This window comes from Virgibacillus sp. AGTR (assembly GCF_016919725.2).
Taxonomy (GTDB): domain Bacteria; phylum Bacillota; class Bacilli; order Bacillales; family Amphibacillaceae; genus Virgibacillus; species Virgibacillus salarius.
Genome location: NZ_JAJERH010000019.1, coordinates 38,252 through 57,880 on the forward strand (window position 1 = coordinate 38,252; position 19,629 = coordinate 57,880).

Annotated in this window: 20 protein-coding genes; 4 read left to right on the forward strand and 16 right to left on the reverse strand. The window is 36.2% G+C overall.

The genetic code is table 11. From position 1 onward, the window contains the following. Window positions 1-87 precede the first annotated feature (87 nt). Both ald and JUJ52_RS09480 read right to left on the reverse strand, forming a co-directional pair. Window positions 88-1,206: an alanine dehydrogenase gene (gene ald / locus JUJ52_RS09475; RefSeq protein WP_205388704.1), complete on the reverse strand. Its 1,119-nt coding sequence runs from the start codon at window positions 1,204-1,206 to the stop codon at window positions 88-90. A 410-nt stretch (window positions 1,207-1,616) separates the two neighbouring features. Further along, entirely contained in the window at window positions 1,617-1,778 is a 162-nt protein-coding gene (locus JUJ52_RS09480) for a hypothetical protein (RefSeq protein ID WP_162986290.1), read from the reverse strand. Window positions 1,779-1,909: 131 nt separating this feature from the next. Between JUJ52_RS09480 and JUJ52_RS09485 the strand changes: the two genes are divergently transcribed. Further along, window positions 1,910-2,338, forward strand: coding sequence for a universal stress protein (locus tag JUJ52_RS09485; protein WP_026681440.1), 429 nt, complete (start codon window positions 1,910-1,912; stop codon window positions 2,336-2,338). 92 nt (window positions 2,339-2,430) lie between these two features. Here the strand turns inward: JUJ52_RS09485 and JUJ52_RS09490 are convergent, their stop codons facing one another. The 6 genes from JUJ52_RS09490 to JUJ52_RS09515 all read right to left on the reverse strand — a co-directional run bounded on the left by JUJ52_RS09490 (window position 2,431) and on the right by JUJ52_RS09515 (window position 7,141). Next, window positions 2,431-2,946: a MogA/MoaB family molybdenum cofactor biosynthesis protein gene (locus tag JUJ52_RS09490; RefSeq protein ID WP_026681441.1), complete on the reverse strand. Its 516-nt coding sequence runs from the start codon at window positions 2,944-2,946 to the stop codon at window positions 2,431-2,433. Window positions 2,947-3,020: 74 nt separating this feature from the next. Further along, complete coding sequence (locus JUJ52_RS09495; protein ID WP_026681442.1) at window positions 3,021-4,211, reverse strand: acetate kinase; 1,191 nt, start codon at window positions 4,209-4,211, stop codon at window positions 3,021-3,023. Next, window positions 4,204-5,205 carry a class I SAM-dependent methyltransferase gene (locus JUJ52_RS09500; RefSeq protein WP_205388705.1) on the reverse strand — a complete coding sequence of 334 codons (1,002 nt, stop codon included), beginning with the start codon at window positions 5,203-5,205 and terminating at the stop codon, window positions 4,204-4,206. Before JUJ52_RS09500 ends, JUJ52_RS09495 begins: the two co-directional genes overlap by 8 nt. 137 nt (window positions 5,206-5,342) lie before the next feature. After that, on the reverse strand, window positions 5,343-5,843 hold the full coding sequence (gene tpx, locus JUJ52_RS09505; RefSeq protein ID WP_026681444.1) for a thiol peroxidase: 501 nt from the start codon (window positions 5,841-5,843) through the stop codon (window positions 5,343-5,345). A gap of 159 nt (window positions 5,844-6,002) precedes the next feature. Beyond that, window positions 6,003-6,476, reverse strand: a complete 474-nt coding sequence (gene ytfJ / locus JUJ52_RS09510) for a GerW family sporulation protein (RefSeq protein ID WP_034679108.1) — start codon at window positions 6,474-6,476, stop codon at window positions 6,003-6,005. Window positions 6,477-6,481: 5 nt separating this feature from the next. Further along, window positions 6,482-7,141 (reverse strand): DUF2953 domain-containing protein, encoded by a 660-nt coding sequence (locus JUJ52_RS09515; protein ID WP_026681446.1) that lies wholly within the window; start codon window positions 7,139-7,141, stop codon window positions 6,482-6,484. Between the two features lie 132 nt (window positions 7,142-7,273). On the opposite strand from JUJ52_RS09515, the gene JUJ52_RS09520 reads away from it, so the two are divergent. Next, window positions 7,274-8,074, forward strand: coding sequence for an NAD kinase (locus tag JUJ52_RS09520; protein ID WP_026681447.1), 801 nt, complete (start codon window positions 7,274-7,276; stop codon window positions 8,072-8,074). Window positions 8,075-8,125: 51 nt separating this feature from the next. On the opposite strand, the gene JUJ52_RS09525 is transcribed toward JUJ52_RS09520, so the two are convergent. The 6 genes from JUJ52_RS09525 to refZ form a co-directional block, all read right to left on the reverse strand. Next, the gene (locus JUJ52_RS09525; RefSeq protein ID WP_026681448.1) at window positions 8,126-9,736 is read right to left on the reverse strand and encodes an amidohydrolase; all 1,611 of its coding nucleotides are present in this window, start codon (window positions 9,734-9,736) and stop codon (window positions 8,126-8,128) included. A 354-nt stretch (window positions 9,737-10,090) separates the two neighbouring features. After that, window positions 10,091-10,291 (reverse strand): alpha/beta-type small acid-soluble spore protein, encoded by a 201-nt coding sequence (locus JUJ52_RS09530; RefSeq protein WP_026681449.1) that lies wholly within the window; start codon window positions 10,289-10,291, stop codon window positions 10,091-10,093. A 128-nt stretch (window positions 10,292-10,419) separates the two neighbouring features. Further along, window positions 10,420-11,619 (reverse strand): tRNA uracil 4-sulfurtransferase ThiI, encoded by a 1,200-nt coding sequence (gene thiI / locus JUJ52_RS09535; protein ID WP_026681450.1) that lies wholly within the window; start codon window positions 11,617-11,619, stop codon window positions 10,420-10,422. Between the two features lie 5 nt (window positions 11,620-11,624). Further along, the gene (locus JUJ52_RS09540) at window positions 11,625-12,764 is read right to left on the reverse strand and encodes a cysteine desulfurase family protein (protein WP_026681451.1); all 1,140 of its coding nucleotides are present in this window, start codon (window positions 12,762-12,764) and stop codon (window positions 11,625-11,627) included. A gap of 114 nt (window positions 12,765-12,878) precedes the next feature. Next, on the reverse strand, window positions 12,879-14,570 hold the full coding sequence (gene ezrA / locus JUJ52_RS09545; protein WP_026681452.1) for a septation ring formation regulator EzrA: 1,692 nt from the start codon (window positions 14,568-14,570) through the stop codon (window positions 12,879-12,881). Between the two features lie 266 nt (window positions 14,571-14,836). Further along, window positions 14,837-15,478 carry a forespore capture DNA-binding protein RefZ gene (gene refZ / locus JUJ52_RS09550; protein WP_026681453.1) on the reverse strand — a complete coding sequence of 214 codons (642 nt, stop codon included), beginning with the start codon at window positions 15,476-15,478 and terminating at the stop codon, window positions 14,837-14,839. A gap of 112 nt (window positions 15,479-15,590) precedes the next feature. On the opposite strand from refZ, the gene JUJ52_RS09555 reads away from it, so the two are divergent. Then, the gene (locus tag JUJ52_RS09555; protein ID WP_026681454.1) at window positions 15,591-16,073 is read left to right on the forward strand and encodes a GAF domain-containing protein; all 483 of its coding nucleotides are present in this window, start codon (window positions 15,591-15,593) and stop codon (window positions 16,071-16,073) included. Between the two features lie 79 nt (window positions 16,074-16,152). On the opposite strand, the gene JUJ52_RS09560 is transcribed toward JUJ52_RS09555, so the two are convergent. Then, complete coding sequence (locus JUJ52_RS09560) at window positions 16,153-17,964, reverse strand: diguanylate cyclase (RefSeq protein WP_166530176.1); 1,812 nt, start codon at window positions 17,962-17,964, stop codon at window positions 16,153-16,155. Between the two features lie 337 nt (window positions 17,965-18,301). Here JUJ52_RS09560 and rpsD point away from each other — a divergent pair, with 337 nt between their 5' ends. Next, a complete protein-coding gene (gene rpsD / locus JUJ52_RS09565; protein WP_026681455.1) occupies window positions 18,302-18,904 on the forward strand; it encodes a 30S ribosomal protein S4 in 603 nt (200 codons plus the stop codon). A gap of 211 nt (window positions 18,905-19,115) precedes the next feature. On the opposite strand, the gene JUJ52_RS09570 is transcribed toward rpsD, so the two are convergent. Beyond that, a complete protein-coding gene (locus tag JUJ52_RS09570) occupies window positions 19,116-19,427 on the reverse strand; it encodes a YolD-like family protein (RefSeq protein ID WP_205388662.1) in 312 nt (103 codons plus the stop codon). Window positions 19,428-19,629 lie beyond the last annotated feature (202 nt).

The window sequence follows — 19,629 nt, forward strand, 5'->3', positions numbered from 1 at the left end:
CCATATTCATATTTATTGAAAAAGGGCTTTCTTCCAAATTCTACGTTAGATTTTGGAGACCGCCCTTATCTTCTTATATTACTATCTTTAGTTATCCAATAGCGTATGTGGATCCGCGTATTCCAAGCTATGAGATGTTGCTACTGCTTGATATGTTACATACCCATCGAGTGTATTAAATCCCTTTAATAACGCCTCGTTATCCTTGCATGCACCTACATAGCCTTTATTTGCTAATTGTAATGCGTAAGGAACAGTAACATTGGTTAAACCAATTGTCGAGGTTCTTGGAACTGCTCCAGGCATATTTGCAACGGAATAATGCAATACACCATGTTTGGTATATGTTGGATTATCATGCGTAGTAACATGGTCACTTGTTTCAAATATTCCGCCTTGATCAATTGCTACATCAACAATCACTGAACCGGCTGTCATAGCTTGAACCATTTCTTCAGTCACCAACTTCGGAGCTTTGGCACCTGGTATTAACACTGCACCAATAACAAGATCCGACTCTGCTAAAGCGAGACTAATATTCAGCGGGTTCGACATCATTGTATTAATAGATGATCCAAAAATATCATCCAACTGACGCAATCGCTCTGGATTTAAATCAATTATTGTAACGTCTGCACCTAAACCAACCGCAATTTTTGCTGCATTTGTACCAACAACACCACCGCCAATAACCGTAACCTTGCCACGTTTAACTCCTGGTATTCCACTTAAAAGGATTCCCTTTCCACCTTTTGTCTTCTCTAGAAACTGAGCACCAAGTTGCGAAGCCATCCTTCCTGCTACTTCACTCATAGGTGTTAGAAGCGGTAGTGAATTATTTGGTAACTGCACCGTTTCATAGGCGATCCCAGTTACCTTTTTATCAATCAGCGCCTTTGTTAAGCTAGGTTCCGCTGCTAAATGCAAATATGTAAACAAAATAAGCCCTTCATAGAAGTAATCATATTCTTCAGGTAGTGGTTCTTTTACCTTCATTACCATTTCCTGTTCCCAAGCTTCCTTGGCTGTAGCTACGATAATTGCACCGGCTTCCGCATATTGTTGGTCCGTGAATCCAGAACCTAAACCAGCCTCTGTCTCAATATAAATAGTATGACCGGCATTTTTCAAAGTTAGGACACCAGAAGGCGCCATAGCAACCCTATTCTCATTATTTTTTATTTCTTTTGGAACACCGATATTCATTTAACTACCTCCAATTCTCTAATATAACACTTTTTTGAAAGCACTTTCATACTTCATATACGTATATTGTAACAGTACCAAATTTTTTCTCAAAGTAAAAGGGAAATGAGGCTGACAAAACACAACTTCTTTACTCAAAATACGAATAATCATGTTATCAATAGGAGGATCATCGCCACACTGTGAAACTATACGCGCTTTCCACGGGCACGGCCTCAGCTAACTTGGTAAAGAAAAACACGTTACCACGTGAATCTTCGGACTCGTGCTGTTCCCGCCGGAGTCTCGCTTATTTCAGGTGCTAAATGAATGATTCTGATCAAAAAACGAGCGATGATTAATTTCATCAACTAATCATCGTTCGTTTTTTATTGTTTCTTCATTCTTTTGTCTCAGCCTCATTCTCCACTTTAATTTTTACGATTATTAAACGTGTAGATTCCCTTATTATTGTGCCTTTCTTCAATGACACCACTTTGGTAACTTTCATTTAACTGATTCTGTACAGCCGCAACACCTTTTTCATCCTCAAAAATGTTTTGTGGCTGATTATCACGCTTCTCTTTGGACAATCTAATCACCCCCATTTATAGTATGTCCACAATACTGCAACACTCTCTAAAATTTAATTAGTAAAAGTGGCAAATTTTGATTGTTGTCCTTAAAATACGGGTATATAATTTATATGAAAGGGGAGATCTATATGGAATATAAGAATATTGTAGTAGCAGTTGATGGATCAGAAGCATCTGAGAAAGCTTTTACTAAATCATTAGATATCGCAAAACGAAATGATGCACGCATTATTTTAGCTCATGTTGTTGATTCACGGACATTTGCCACTGCCGAAGCCTATGATCGTACATTAGCAGATCGTGCAGAGGAATATGCTAAGGAATTATTAGACAGCTATGTAGACAATGCAAAATCAGCAGGTATTGATAATTTAATTCGATGTGTAGAATATGGGTCTCCAAAAGTAAAAATTGCAAAAGATATTGCTAATGACTTTCATGCGGACCTTATTATCTGTGGGGCAACAGGGATGAATGCTGTTGAACGTTTTCTTATAGGAAGTGTTTCTGAGAGCATAACAAGATACGCTTCATGTGATGTATTAGTTGTCAGATAACTATATAACATTAAAACGATATACTCACTACATCACTAAGAATATTCCTCAATTACATTAGAAGCACTTCCACATTATTGTTGGAAGCGCTTCTAATGTGGTGATTCTTTTCTTAATTCGTGGATGATATGAGATAATTCTGGAATGATTAATTTTTCCATGGCTAACTTTACCGCTCCAGTAGAACCAGGGAGTGCAAAAATAACTGTTTGGTTTCGAGTACCTGCAACTGCTCTTGAAAGAATAGCGGCTGACCCAATATCTTCTTTGTAACTCAACATTCGAAATATCTCTCCAAAGCCAGGGATTTCTTTCGTAAAAAGTTCTTTTATTGCTTCAATGGTAACGTCTCTATCAGCAATACCAGTTCCACCATTACAAATGATTACTTCAACACCGGGATTGACACAAGCTCTCGTAACTATTTTTTGAATGTCATTTCGATCATCTTTAATAATATCTCTGACACTTATCCAATGTCCGTTCGCCTTCAATTGTTCTTCAATAAGCCCTCCACTCATATCAGTTTCCAATGTCCGTGTATCGCTAATAGTTAAAATCATGCAATTTACTACGTGGTTTTCACGCTTATGTTCCTTTACTGACAATTAATACCTCTCCCATCCATTATGATTTTATAAAAAAGGTTTTGCTATGGTTCAACCACACCAAAACCTTTTAACTAACTAATTTGTGAAAGTCTGATTGTATCTCTGGCAATCATAACCTCTTCATTTGTAGGGATTACGATTACTTTAACTGGAGAGTGTGGATAATTAATAAATTGTTCTTTTCCTCGAACTTTATTGAGTGCTTGATCCCAGTAAACCCCCATAAATTCAAGACCATGTAAAACCTTTTCTCGGATCACATCACTATTTTCTCCAACTCCAGCAGTAAAGATAATGGCATCTACGCCAGACATTTTTGCTGCATAGGAACCTAAATATTTATGAATACGACCTGCAAATACTTCTAAAGCTAATTCTGCTCGCTTATTCTCTTGAGCTGTCTGTTCAATATCTCTTAAATCACTTGAGAATCCAGATAAAGCTAGCATACCACTTTCCTTATTCAACACATGAATCACTTCATCCGCGGACTTTCCTGTTTTTTCCATAATATAAGGGATAAGCGCCGGATCTATATTACCTGAGCGTGTTCCCATAGTTACCCCAGCTAATGGAGTGAAGCCCATTGATGTGTCAATTGACTTACCACCTTGAATAGCTGCAATACTTGCACCATTACCAAGGTGACAAGATATAAGGCGCAGGTTCTCCAATGGCAGACCCATCAGATCCGCTGCTCGCTGCGAAACATACTTATGTGATGTACCATGAAATCCGTATTTACGTATGCCATAATCTTTATAGTACTCATATGGTAAGCTATAAAGATAAGATGACTCTGGCATCGTTTGATGGAATGCAGTATCAAACACAGCCACCATTGGTACCTCCGGTAAAATTTCACGGAAAGCATGAATTCCCGTCAAATTTGCAGGGTTATGCAAAGGTGCCAATTCCGACACTTGTTCAATCGTTTCAATAACTTTGTCGTTAATGACAACTGAATCACTAAAACGTTCCCCACCATGAACTACGCGATGACCAACTGCATTTATTTCATCAAGTGAAGTAATGACCCCAGAAGACGTTAATGATGCTAGTAGTTTCTTTACTGCTTCTTCATGGTTTGGAATCTCTTCCACAAATTTATCTTTTTCACCTTGAACATCCATTGTAAATACTGACTCATTTAGACCAATTCGTTCCACTAGCCCTTTTGCTAGAACGCGCTCGTTTGGCATTTGTATTAATTGGAATTTCAAAGATGAACTACCGGCGTTTATTGCCAATACATTACTCATTGCTGTTCAACTCCTTTTTATACGTTTGGAACCAATTATTTATTTGACCTAAAATATCTCCCATTGCTCTCGTATTGTTGAAAGAAGGCATTTTAACCAATAGTGGTTGTTTAGGAGATGCTGTCTGCTGTCCTTTTTTTTGTAGTATTAAGATACTTTTTCGATGCTTATCAGATTTGAAGGCACTTTCTGGCAACCTTAGGATGCCAACCATATGAGCATAATCATGAATAAATTGTTGAAGCTTGTCTGATTGATCACTATCAAATAAAAATTCTGGAATAACTAGAATAAGGTATCCGCCTGGTTTTGTGTAATTAAGACTTTGCTCTATAAATAAGTGATGCGCATAAGAATGACCTTTATCGGCCTTAAGTTTAAAGTCACTCGCACGTAAGTCGTCTGGATAGTATCCAACAGGTAGATCAGCTACGATTAAATCTACAGGGTCCAATAAAAATGGACGAAGACTATCTTGATGGAAAAACTCAATATTCTTTTTCTGCAAGTTCGCATTCCAAACAGCTAGTTGAATTAACGTTGAATCAACTTCACTTGCAAATGCTTCTTTGATTTGTGGTAGTTGACTTAGAACCGCAGTTATTAAATTTCCAGTTCCACCAGCTGGATCAAACAAGCGAATGTTTTCGGCGTCATCGAATAATTTATTTGCCAAATACGCAATCATTAGCGATACTGTTTCTGGTGTCATTAAATGCTGCTGTTGAATAGAGCCTTTCATTCCTTTTAGAATAGCAAGCTGATTAGCTTTTCTTACTTCCTCAGCTGAGAATGAATCTATTTTTAATTCGACTAAAGCTTGCTGTAATTTGATTGCTAGGCTTTCATCTATATTATCTGGCACTTCTTGCATAAATACGATTTCCATCGTATAACCTAAGCTTTCCAGATATGGTTCATTAACATACTGTTGAATCTTATTTGTCGTTTCATCTATCCATTCATACAATGTTTCGACATTTGATTTCTCCATATAGCATCCTCCATTCGTTCCTTCAGAGCGTTTCTATTGTACCAAAGGAAATGGGACTATGTACAAAATAATGCTAATTAAGTTCTGTAGCACACAGTAAAAATCCCCCTCATTTACTGAGAGAGATTCCGTTCGAGTTATTTAGCTTGTCTGGCAGCTTCCAGGGCAGCATCATAATCCGGATGATTACTCACTTCTTTAACATATTCTACATAAGTAACTATATTATTGGAGTCAACAACAAATATAGATCTTGCTAGCAGACGTAACTCCTCTATAAGAACACCATAGTTCTTTCCAAAATGAGCATCTCGGTGGTCTGACAATGTATCAAGCTTCTTAATATCATGTTGGTTAACCCAGCGTTTTTGTGCAAATGGTAAATCCATACTCACCGTTAAAACTTTAACATTTTCAATCTGATCAGCTTCTTCATTAAAACGTTTTGTTTGCTCTGCACATACACCTGTATCAATGGAAGGAACAACACTAATCAGCTTAACCTTCTCTTTATAATCAGTTAATGTAACTTCTTCTAAATCATTAGATAGTACTTTAAAAGAAGGTGCTTCATCACCAACTTTCACTTCATTACCTACAAGTGTGACAGGTTCTTGTTGGAATGTAACATTTGCCATATGAATCATTCCTCCTAAATAATTGTATTCCTTCTTCATTATGAATTGAATAGCGGTGCATGTCCAATAATTTATGGCTATGAAATCTAGAAATATTTGTGAACGGAATTAGCTACGCTTACATTATAGAATGGTGTATGAGTTGCATTTATACAACCATTAAATATCATATTGGGTAGGCATCTCTTTAGGTTTCTTATTTTCTTGTTTCTTTGAACCTTGCTGTTGACTTGATTCTTTCATTATCTGTTGCACCTTTTCTACAACCTGTGGCGCAAAATCAATCATTTTTTCATAGATATGTGTATGATGATCTAAATGAACCATCTTAATTCCTCTTTCACTGACAATCAAAAATGCTACCGGTGTAATTGATACTCCTCCACCGCTACCTCCTCCAAATGGAAGTGTTGCTTCACCACTTTCACTACTGCTATCGGATTGGGATTGACTACTTGTAGAATTAAACTCACTACCACCTGCAGCAAATCCAAAACCAACTTTGGACACAGGTATAATAACACTGCCATCCGGAGATTGAACAGGATCTCCAATAATTGTGTTTACCTCTACCATATCCTTCAAATTTTCCATTGCAGTAGTCATTAGCCCTTGAATAGGATGCTCTTCCATCACAATCAACTCCTTTTATACATTTGTGCTTGATGTATCAATAGCTTCTTATTATTAGCCATTATTCTCATGACTTGAAGAAATCCACTTATAGCTTGTGCTATTCGAATAGAAACAATACAATAAATTTCGGATTGTATATATTTCTGTTGAAAAAGTGGTACAACTTTAATATCTGGATGACAATTAAAAATCCCATGTTCTTGAAGCCATGCTATGATAACACCTTTTACTGTCCAGACACCTCCTGATACAATACCTGTAAGTGATGCATCACCAGTACCACCTACCGTATGCCACTTCATTTGTTTGAATTTCATCTTCTGTAGCATAACCGAAATTGCTTTATGACCTTGACGTAGGATATGAAGCGCCTCATTAAGTTTACTCGGTAATTCACGAAAATTAATAGCAGGCGTGTTACTTTCGAAATCATCTAACATCATCGTTCGTCTTATAATCGGAATTTTCCACCAATAAATCCGTATCGTTATAGAAGTATTTGCTTGGCAATATGCTCCTTGAACATGAATGATTAGCTTTGAGAATAAAAAGATAACAGCAATCGCGATCACGGTTATCATAAATATAGCCCACCCCCACATTTTCATCACCTCAGTTTCATAGCTGTTCCTATTTTTCCTCAAATTTCCTATTTTAATCATTCGTTTTACTCCACTAGGATAATAGCAACAAAACATGATAGAATATGGTTATACTGCTTTGCTTAATAGCTTAAAGTAGATAGTAGTATAAAGTGCATCTCGTCATCACATTTGGGAGGGTATCAAAAGAATATGACTGATCGAAAAAATATTTTCTTCTATTATTTAAGTGACCAAGGGCTTGAAGATAAATTAAATGCCCTATACCAATTAGCAGAGTCAAATGGTTTTACAATTGTAAACGATTTCGAACATGCTAATATTATTGTAAGTATTGGAGGTGACGGTGCTTTCTTACAAGCTGTACGTAAGACAGGCTTTCGTCAAGATTGCCTTTATACAGGAATAACTCGTTCGGGGGAATCAGGTCTATATTGCGATTTTAATATGGATAATGTTGATGAAATGTTGAAGACAATCCAATATGAAGAAATGGAAGTTCGTCGTTTTCCTGTGATTAATGCGGAATTAAATGGTGAGACGAGTTTTTATTGCCTTAATGAAATTAGTGTCCGCTCGACTATTATTAAATCCATCGTTATGGATGTGTTTATTGATGACATTCACTTCGAAACCTTCAGAGGGGACGGACTAATTGTTGCAACACCAACAGGAAGTACAGGTTATAATAAATCTACGAATGGAGCGGTCATTGACCCAAAAATTCCTTGTTTTCAAGTTACCGAGTTAGCATCCATAAATAATAATCGTTATCGCACCCTGGGTTCTTCTTTTGTTCTTAATAGTGATAGAAAGTTAACGTTATCAGTCCAGCAGGATGGTAATGATTATCCAATTATCGGTCTTGACAATGAAGCATACTCCATTCGAAATATAAGGGATATTTCTGTTACATTAAGTGACCATGTTATTAAAACCGTGAAATTAAAAAATAACTCCTATTGGGACAGAGTAAAACGTACGTTTTTATAACTAGAGCGTGAAGCAGCATATAACGTATAATACGGACAAGAACCGATCTAATTAAATAGAAGAAAGGTTCTTGTCATATACAATTTTCCCGTCAATTACTGTCATTGCAACGTCAATTTCGTGAATCTCATTTGGATTGACTTGGAAAATATCTTTCTCCAAAATAGTGAAATCAGCGTGATAACCTTCCGTAATCAAACCTCTACTATTCTCTTGATTAATTACATAAGCACTACCAGTCGTATATAATTGTACGGCTTCAAATATAGTCAGCGCTTCTTTAGGTAAGTATGTTTTTCCATCAAAAGAGGATTTACGAATAACCGCAGCTTGAATTCCAAGTAACGGATCCACTTTCTCAATTGGTGCATCGGACCCACCAGCACAATGTATTCCGTGCTGAAGCATAGATTTCCAAGCATACGCTAAGTCTAGCCGTTTTTGTCCCAGCCGATCAATTACCCAAGGGAAATCTGAAGCAACAAAGGTCGGTTGGATGTCTACGACAGCAGGAAGCTCCTTTAGTAATTCAAAGGCTTGTTTATTTAAAATTTGTCCATGGATAATTCGATCGCGAGCATTCGTTGCTAACGGATATTTACTCAATATGGATGCAATTTCTAAAACGGCTTGATCTCCAATGGCGTGAACTGCTACTGGCAACTGATAGACACGTGCCCTAGCCACGAGTTCCTCTAACTCAGGTATGCTGTGAATTGCAAAACCTCTGTTTCCAATGTCATCCGCATAATCTGTAGACAACCATGCTGTCCTCCCCCCCAATGCTCCGTCCGAAAATATTTTGACTGCGCCAAGCTCTGCATAACGTGGCCCCTTCAAATACCCTAGCCCAGCATGAATCATGTCTTCCATAACTTCATGATGGACGAGTAAATGCGCTTTAAATATTTTCTCCTTCCCATCCAACACATGTTTAAAAGCACCAAAAGTCTTATCAAATCCACCAAAATAATTAAGGTCTTCACTGTGTCCTCCAACTAAGCCCTTTGAAAGAAGATCATCTATAGCGATTGAGATTACTTGTTCTAGATAAGCCTGTGAAACAGTTGGCATTGCTTGCTTTATTAATTCCTGAGCAGTATCCAAGAAATAACCCGTTGTCTCTTCATCATCATCTCGTTCAATAACGCCACCTTTTGGATTAGCTGTTTTATTTACAGTATCAATACCTGCCAGTTCTATTGCTTTGCTGTTAGCTAAAATAGCGTGACGGCATACTCGAGATAACATGACAGGATTATGAGGTACAATTTCGTCAAGTGCAGTTTTGTGAATAATGAGTGGTTCATCCCAATGGTTTTCATTCCAGCCCTCACCCACGAGCCACTCTCCCTCAGAAAGATTTGTAGCTCGGTTAAACAGTGCTTCTAATACTTCTTCGGCTGATTGCATTTGGGAAAGATCAAGCCGAAGTAATTTCTCACCATGCCAAATAATATGCAAATGACTATCAACAAATCCTGGTAACATTGTTTTTCCGTTCAAATTTATTGCTTCATCTATTTGATTAAAATAAGTATGATACAAATATTCATACGTTCCAATAGCAACTATTTGATGTTCCTCGGTAAATACAGCATCTACCACTACATCCTCACGTTCCATCGTGTAGATCGGTCCACCAAACCATAGTGTTCCCATAGCTTCTTCGATCTCCTTCACTAGAAAAATGTTATATACATACCTTACTTATTTTCTGAATAGGAATCAAGAGGGATTATAGTCATAATAGGTTTACCAATGAGAACAAAGCGCAAGCGACTGGAGCGAGTCAACGGGGATAAAGGAATCACGGTGAGCTTGCGAGCAGATGATGACTTATGTAGGGCGATTCATGAAGTCACCTCGTTTCTGGGCACTGGCGCTGGACGCAGTTCAACACACCCCTATTTATCCATATGGGCAAATGTTATAATTTCCTTCATTTCCTAGACAATTAAAAAGGACTACCCGAAACCGGATAGCCCTATAGCCATTTTAACTATTTAATTTAAGTTATTTTGTTCCACCAAATTGTTGTTCAGCCATTTGAACAAGACGTTTAGTGATTTCACCACCAACAGAACCGTTGGAACGAGATGTTGAATCCGGTCCTAATTGTACACCAAATTCCTGAGCAATCTCATATTTCATTTGATCTAGAGCTTGTTGAACACCAGGGACTACTAATTGATTTGAAGAATTATTTGCTGCCATGTTAACTCACCTCCTTGGTACTTATAGAATGTGTACCAAGGAGAGAAAGCATACATATTTTTAAATGGTAGTTCCTGACAAATTAAGGGATATGGTCAGACATCAATAATCCAGTCTTCTACCTTTCCTTAGAACAAACCATCAAACTTGGTCTCTGTATCTCGTGCTGATACTTTTATCGTTTCTATTCCAGCAATTGCTTCATCCATTAATTTTGTAAAATCCTTCTTCGATTCAAACAAATTTGCTTTTTCCCTTTTTGGTTTCGTTTTTGGCGACTTAGGTACAAATATCGTACAACAATCCTCATAAGGTAAAATAGACGTGTCGTAGGTACCAATCTCTCTTGATATGTTAATGATCTCTGTTTTGTCCATTGTTATCAATGGTCGAATAATCGGATAGTTAGTTACTTCATTAATTGTATTCATACTTTGCATGGTTTGACTCGCTACTTGTCCAAGATTTTCACCAGTAGTCAACGATAAGATCTCTTGGTTCACACATACTCGTTCACTTATACGCATCATCATTCTCCGCATGATTGTCATTGCATAACCGTCAGGCATTTCTCGAAAAATTTCTTGCTGGAGTTTGGTAAACGGTACGATATGCACTTGAATCGATTTACCATACTTTGTTAATTGTTTAGCTAAGTCCAGAACTTTTTGCTTTGCACGTTCACTTGTAAATGGCGGTGAATGAAAATGAATAGCTTCAATCTGCACCCCTCGCTTCATTGCTAGGTAGCCAGCAACAGGACTATCAATACCACCTGAAAGTAATAATAGTGATTTACCAGATGTGCCTACCGGAAGACCTCCAAGTCCCTGAATAACACTTGACGTAATATAAGCTGCTTCTAGTCTTATTTCGACTTTAATTTCTAAATCAGGATGATGCACATCCACTTTAATTTCATTCGTATTGATTAATAAATGTCTACCTAATACTTGGTTCATTTCCTGTGAAGCAATGGGGAAATCTTTATTAATCCGCTTCACAGATACCTTAAATGTGTTTACATTTGTAGCATTTTTTAAAGCATATAAAGCGGCTTCTTTTATTTTATCGGGATCATTCTCCACCTTAATTGCCAAACTCATACTTTGAATTCCGAAGATATTCTTACATTTTTCGATAATTGGCTCAGGATCATGACCGTTTAGTAAAATAAACATTCTCCCTTGTGTTCGTTTTACTTTTATGTTTGGAAATGCAGCTAATTTATGTTGAATATTTTCTTGTAGACGGATAATAAATTGTTTTATATTTTTACCCTTTAACGCCATTTCTCCGTAGCGTATTAAAATATGATCATATTGCATGTTATCTACTCCATTACTTCTTTAAATTGTTGAATTTTCTCTTTCAGTACGTGAATAAAATTAGTTAATTCTTCCTCTGTATTTTGATAAGAAAGACTTACTCGTAAAGCAGATACTGCTCTATCATCAGAAAACCCACAAGCCGCGAGAATTTTGCTTTCATCTGACTTTTTAGAAGAGCAAGCTGATTTTGTTGATATATAAATTTCTTCTTCACTGAGCATGTGTATCATTACCTCTGGTTTAATCCCTGGTATCGAAAAATTAATAATATGCGGTGCCGCATGTATAGGCGTATTTACTTTAACAGCTTCTATTTTTTCCAGTTCCTCACGAAGAAAACGTTGTAATTCATATAACCTCTGCTTGTATAAGCGTTCCTTTTCCATGATTAAGCGTAAGGCTTTCACTATCGAAACTGCTCCAGCTAAATTCTCCGTTCCCGAACGTATCGCCTGCTCCTGTTCTCCGCCATGAAATAACGGAAAAAGAGTTGTTCTATTCTTTACAAACAATAAGCCTGTTCCTTTTAAACCATGAATTTTGTGACCAGACATCGTACAAAGATCTATTCCACTATTTCTTAAGGTTAATGGAACTTTCCCTAACCCTTGGACATAATCGACATGGAAAAATAATTTTGGATATTGTTTTGCAATTTTTCCGATTTCTGCTATAGGTTGGATCGAACCTAGCTCATTGTTCACGTGCATAATACTAATTAAAATGGTATCATTTCTTATTGCTTGCTTTAGGTCTGATAAGGCAATTACCCCATCCCTATTCACTGGTAGATATGTTATTTCAAAGCCTAATTTTTCCAAGCTTTTACAGGCATTATCTACAGAAGGATGTTCAATCTGAGTGGTGATAATATGTTTACCCCTGCTTTGATGCTCTAAAGCAATACCTTTAATAGCAATATTATTACCTTCTGTACCTCCAGAAGTGAATATAATTTCATTTTCCGCTACATATAGAATTTCAGCAGCCTGTTTCTTAGCTTGAATTAAAAGTTTTTCTGCCTCTCCTCCCAATGGGTGAATAGAAGATGGATTAGCAAAAAAAGTAGTAGATACTTGTTCAAAACTTTTTAATACTGTTGAATCAGGCACTGTTGTAGCACTATTATCTAAATAAATCATTCAACTAACTCCTAACTTCCTAGAAGAATTACACCAAGCCGCCTTCTTAATTAATTTCTTTGCTTAGAAAAAAGGATATTATATAATATCCTTTTTCTATTAAGTCCTATTTACTTAATTCAATACCTCTTGATATTCCTCAATTCGTTTTAACGCGCCAGGTTCAACTTCTTCGATTGCTTTAGCTGCATGCTCCAACGATAGTTCATACTCGTAATTTCGGAATAACCGTTCTGATTCGGCTAGCTTTGCAGCTAATAATGGATACTGACTACGATATCTATTCGCATATTGGATAACCTGCTCCGTTAAATAAGCTTGTTCCAACATAAGATCTGTTTGTTCCATGGAATACTCTACAGCATTCTTCGCATCATTTAAAGCTTGTTGCACCTCTGCCATATCTAGCGGTTGTTTTTCCAATGTTTTCATCACACGTTGATTTTTTTCTCCAGCTGTTTCTATTAAGTTCCATATATTACTTGGAATTCCAGGAACATTACTTTTCTTGAGCTTACGCTGAATACTATACAACTGATTTCGCATTTCCGTCAACTTATCCTTCGCCTCAAGCTCATCCTTACGAAGATTACGAATGCGCTTTTTAAACGCTTCATGTTTTTCTTTTAGCTCTTCAATTTGCACAAAGCCAGCTTCTAACTCATCACGTAGCTTTGTGTGTGGAGATTTCTCTTTCTCGATTTTATCTAGTAGTTCTTCAAATTGCGTGTTTAGTTTTCCGATTGCCTTTTCTAATGTTAAATACTTCTCCATATCACTATCTTCAAAATAATAAGCCTTCTTTAATAGCTCAACATCCGCTTTAGTACCAGCAAATGTGTCTGTAATTTCCTTTAACGTACTCTGATAGGTCGGAACTTTTGTTTCCACAAAATTCCTAGCTATTGCTTCTTTTTCGAGCAGCTGATACATTTCCTTTATCCGTCCATCTATCTCCTCTATGGCACCTTCTGCCTCAGAAAAGTCACCACTCTCCATAGCGCCAACTATATGTAAAAGTCTTTCCTGATATTTGCGTATTTCTTTTTCAAAAGCCAGATGATCCACACGATAACCTTCATTTTTCATTTCCTTTAAACCTGTATATAAATCATCTAACTGACTAGGTAATTCCTGCTTACATGATTTATATAATTGTGGAAAATCATCTAACTCTCCCTCTAGGCTATCCACAGATAGCTTTAATTGATCGACGAGCTGCTTCGCTTCTATATAATTTCCATTCTCGACAAGTTGATGATAATTAGTTAGCTGTGCTTCCAGTTCATCCATTTTTTTATCAAAATAGGCTTCCGCTTTTCCATATTGATATCTGTTTTGCGAAAGCTGTTTACGTAACGCCTTTACTGTAGGTTCAACATGCTCTATTTCTTTTCTACTGGACTCTTCGGATTCAAGCAGTTCTTCTACTTCCATTAAAATCTTCTCTATATCCTTTTCCACGGATTGCAATATCTGATCGACTTTAGCCAGGATTTTTTTAGCTTTCGAGAACCGATATCGATCCGCCGCTTCTTCTGCATCAAATAAATGTTCTTCAATATCAGTAAGCTCTTTTGTTACTATATATTCCCAGCGATCCTTCCACGCTTCAAATTTATCTTGTGTTTCCCCTGATAAGTTTAATATTTTTATACGGGAGAGCTCTGAAGCGATGTTTCGACCCATAATGTCCATTTTCCAGGCTTCATAACGATCAACAACATCATATACCCTTTTTCGTAAGATAAGTCCTGTAATAATAAGTGCTATAACTATTAGTATAATGCCTATGATGTATGCCATAAAATGCCTCCCAACTAAATTCCTAAAGAGGATGGACGTTTACAAAAATAAAATAATCGTCGCTAATAATAATCTAATTATAATAATACCATGTTAAACACAATTTTTGCTAAAAAAATACAAATAAATTGGGGTTTCAGCCAATTTTTTATTCTACACGCTATAGGTAAGTCCGTACTCATTTATACATAATAAAAATTAGCAAGTGATTGTATAGTATTGTACGACAATCGTCAGCGTGCCTATTTCACTAGTAAATCGCGACATCATCTGCCATGTGCATCCTCAGCTATTTTTTCACCTGAAACCTCGACTAAAAAGTCCAACCATCGATGAATCGTCTTTACATAATTTGTAACGAATAAATCATGCGAACCATCACCAATAATATGATTTTTCCATTCATTATGCATAATATATGGCGTAATTAGCATGCCTTTTAACTGCATTAATAAATAATTTCGATCATTAATTGATGAATGCTGTTTATCAAGTACACTAAAAAATGCCCTGCTAATAAAATAATTTTCCTTCGCTAAATAGGTCACAGCCATCTCTCTAACGAATACAGAATCTAGCGACAATTCTCTATGTATAAAACAAGAGAATTGATGATTACTTTGTTTATACTGTATAATGATGAAAATTAATTCCTTTAACTGATCCAAAGCATATAAGTCTTGATAATGCTCTAACGCTTCTTCCATGGTATCAAGATATTTTTCGTAATAGTCCGTAACCGCATATTCCAGCAGCCCTTGCTTTCCTTTAAAATAATAACTAATAAGCGAAACATTAACATTGGCCTTCTCCGCAATATCCCGAACAGAAGTGCCATGAAATCCTTTTTGAAAAAATAATGCGGAAGCTGCTTCTATTACTTTTTGTTTCGAGAGATTAGTCTTCATACGATTCAACTCCTTACATCTCCATTACGACATAGAGATGATTTATCCTGCAATTTTCGCTCGACAATATTTATCATACATGTCGAAATACTAAAGAGAGAGGAAAATCTAAATGTTCCAAACAAGTATATATTCTGGAAATAAACTAAAAGATTATGAGTTATTAATTCGTCAACTGCAAGCATTAAGTGAAGATGAAACGGATGCTATTGCCATACTTTCCAACGCATCAGCCTTATTAAATCAATTTCTTTCCGATACAAATTGGGTTGGTTTTTACTTATGGAAAGAAGATGAGCTTGTGTTAGGTCCGTTCCAAGGATTACCAGCATGTATCCGTATTGGTTATGGAAAAGGTGTTTGTGGAACTGCTGTTAAAGAGCAATCAACCCAACGGGTAGCTGACGTTCATAATTTTTCTGGTCATATCGCATGCGATAGTGCTACCAAATCTGAAATCGTTGTCCCTATCATTATAGATAATAAGGTTTACGGTGTTCTTGATATTGACAGTCCGATGATGGATCGCTTTGATGAAATTGATCAGGAATATTTAGAAAAGTTTGTTCATGCATTACAAACTTATTTACCCTAAGTATACCTAATAATAGATCATAACTGGAAATCGGCTGTGCGGAAAGCCCAGCCGATTTAATTCTTCCATTTATAAGAACTTATCTATCTTTTACACGCTTCACTACACTATTTTTCCCTCTATGCTTCGCTTCATATAGTGCTTTATCTGCACGAATAAAAAGCTCACTTACGGAATCATCGAAATCCTCTGACCAAGAAGAAACGCCACAAGATAGTGTTACAGTTGGATTAGTCCGTTCCTCTACTTGCTCACGAATGCCTGCAGCTATTTGGACCGCATCATCAATTGATAGGTTAGGAGTGTATATGGCTAATTCTTCCCCTCCCCATCTGGAAGGAATAGCATCTTGTTCAGAAAACCTCATTATTACATCAGCCACTTGTTTAAGTACTTCATCTCCAACATGATGACCGTATGTATCATTAATTCGTTTGAAATCGTCAATATCAAATAAAATTAATGAGCCCATTCTAGCTGTTTTCATTTGATTTATGACAACTTTTTCTAAATAATTCCTCGAATATAATTTTGTTAAGTAATCTGTGATAACCGCTTTTTCCAATTCCTCTTTTAAGATAGCATTAGCGAGTGCTAAAGAGCAATGTTGAATCAATGATTGCAATAATTTAAACACTTCAAACGAGAAGAAATAGGACGCTTCATGCATAATCACAACATGACCATATGTATGGATGTCTTGTCGCAACGGAATAATCATAAGCGAATGATAAGGAAATGTTGGAATATATTCAAACTTCCCATAAAATGTTGGATGAACGATATCCTTCAGTAATTTATCCACTAGACTCTGATTTTCTTCTTTTTTAAAGTAGGCAGTGCTCGCAGTTAGAACATCAGCATACGATCCATCAGACCGTTGAAAAATAAAACCTATTTCCGAAGCACGACATACCTCTTTGATTTTTTTTCGAACAAATTCTGTAATATCAGTCAAATTTAAATTGGAATTCAATTGATGTGTAACTTCATTAATTAGTTTTAAATCCGCGATCAGCAAATTTGCATTTTCGAGTAGACTTGCGTTTTCTATTGCTTTTCCAGCTGTTTGAGCAATATGTGTTATAAAATCTACATCGCTTTTCGCGAATACATCACAGCTTTTTGAAATCAATTGGATAACACCATACACACCTTGCCTTCCCGTTAGAGGAACATATAATTTTTCACCTGCACCTCCTTTTCTTTTCTCGATTTGAACCTCCTCAGTCATGAACGCTTTAGATCCAAAACCATTTGTACTATCATCCGTATACGCCATCGACTTTACTGAAAAATTATAATCAACTTCCGTATCATGTGCGAGTAATAAGTGTAGCGAATGGGTTGGATATATTTCACGAATTGCATCAATGACTTCATTTAAGATGGAAGATTTCCGTTTCATGGTAAATATACAAATGGAAAGATCATATAAAAACGGGTAGTTTATTTGTTGTGGATAATATTGATCCAATTGCATTATCAACCTCTGAGATTCTGATTGAACAATCGCAAGTATAGTAGGATCGATTTGAAATGCTTTAAAACACACTAATACCTTGGAAAAATTTCTATCTTTTAGCTTTAAATAAAATACAGAAGATCGATCAATTATGCACTTTCCAAACTGATTATCATTTGATATAGCATTCAATGGTAATTGGTTTAATACGTTTATTTCATTTGAAGGGTCCATCAACTGAATGTGATACGAATTAGTTGAACGTAGATAGTGATATACACCTACCCATTTTAGATGCAATACCTGCTTGATCGCTTTTATCATATTATGTAGACTTTCTTCATAAGAGAGATGGGATAGATTAGAGGTAATTTGAAAGTATGCCTGCTGCAGGTTCCCCTGAATCAAATCTCTGTCTTTCATCATTTATCACCTCTCATTCATTATCATCAATGAGTCCAATGAACTATTTTATAGTTTTATTATATATGAAATAGTTCATTTTTCCTATATGAAGTTGATAATTTTTCCAAATTTTATTTATGGTTGACTATATTCATTAAAAATTATATACTAGTCTTTGTGTAAAATAATTAAGTAGCCTTAGTGAACCAACACTTGTATGCATGTTGTTCCTCTGTAATGAGGTGTATCGCGTAACTCATAGCTGCTGGAGCGATGATACATGAAAACATCATGGTCAGGTGATTAGGAACACGGCTTTTTGTTTTATGCAAATAAAATAAAAAGGAGGAAATGTCTTATGGCTCGCTATACTGGATCAGTATGGAAAAAATCACGTCGTCTTGGCATTTCATTAACTGGAACTGGTAAGGAATTAGATAAACGCCCTTACGCTCCTGGTCAACATGGACCTAACCAACGCAAGAAAATCTCAGAATTTGGTTTACAACAACAAGAGAAGCAAAAGCTTCGCTTTATGTATGGATTGAACGAACGTCAATTCCGTACGTTGTTTAACAAAGCTGGTAAAATGAAAGGTATTCACGGCGAAAACTTCATGATTTTGCTTGACTCTCGTTTAGATAACCTTGTATATCGTTTAGGTCTTGCTCGTACACGCAGACAAGCACGTCAGCTTGTAAATCATGGTCATATTACTGTAGACGGTGGTCGCGTTGATATTCCATCATACATGGTAAAACCAGGTCAAGTTATCAGCCTACGTGAAAAATCTAAGAATCTTGATATTGTTAAAGAAGCAGTGGAAGTAAATAACTTCATCCCTGAATATTTAACATTTGATGCTGATAAATTAGAGGGTACGTTCACTCGCTATGCAGAGCGCGAAGAACTTCCAGCTGAAATTAACGAAGCGCTTATTGTTGAATTCTACTCTCGTTAATTTCAGAGTATATTTTTTAACAGTTTTAATAACCCTAGAAACCTTGTTAAATCAAGTGTTCTGGGGTTTTTTGTTTTTTATGCTTCGTAAAATAATTTATTCTCCACCAAATAATTGGGGGAGGTTTGGGGAAGTATTTTAATTAAGTGCGGACAGGTGTAACCTAATTTTAAATATCAAAAAAAGAGAAGGTTTCAAAGCCTTCTCTTTTTCATTCTACACCTACAATAATATTTACGCTGATCTTATGATGTTCGAAATTACCAACACTAAAAGTGATCATTTTCGTTTCAGGGTTTGCACTTTGGATAATACCTGTAAACTTTTCGTACTTTCCTTTTCTATATGTAGTAATTGTAACCTTATTCTTAAAATCCAATGCGTCAGCTAGTCGTTCAGAAATCTCCAAGAGCTTATCTTCTGTCATTTTTGGGCTGTTACTAGCCGACTTCTTTTTACCTTTAGGTGGTTTAGGTACCGCAGTCATGTAATTACCTCCAACAAGAACATTTGTTTCTATCATTGTACAAGAACATCCATTCTGTTTTCAAGAAAAAAATAAATTAAAAATTTGTCTATTTACCCTTTACTACTACATTTAAATGTAGTATAATGAGATTATAGAAAGGAGGTAAGAAATGGTTATACTGTTAAAAATAATAGCCGTAATAACCGGCATCGTAACGATTCGAAAAGTCTGGCACGACGGTACGAAATCGAAACGT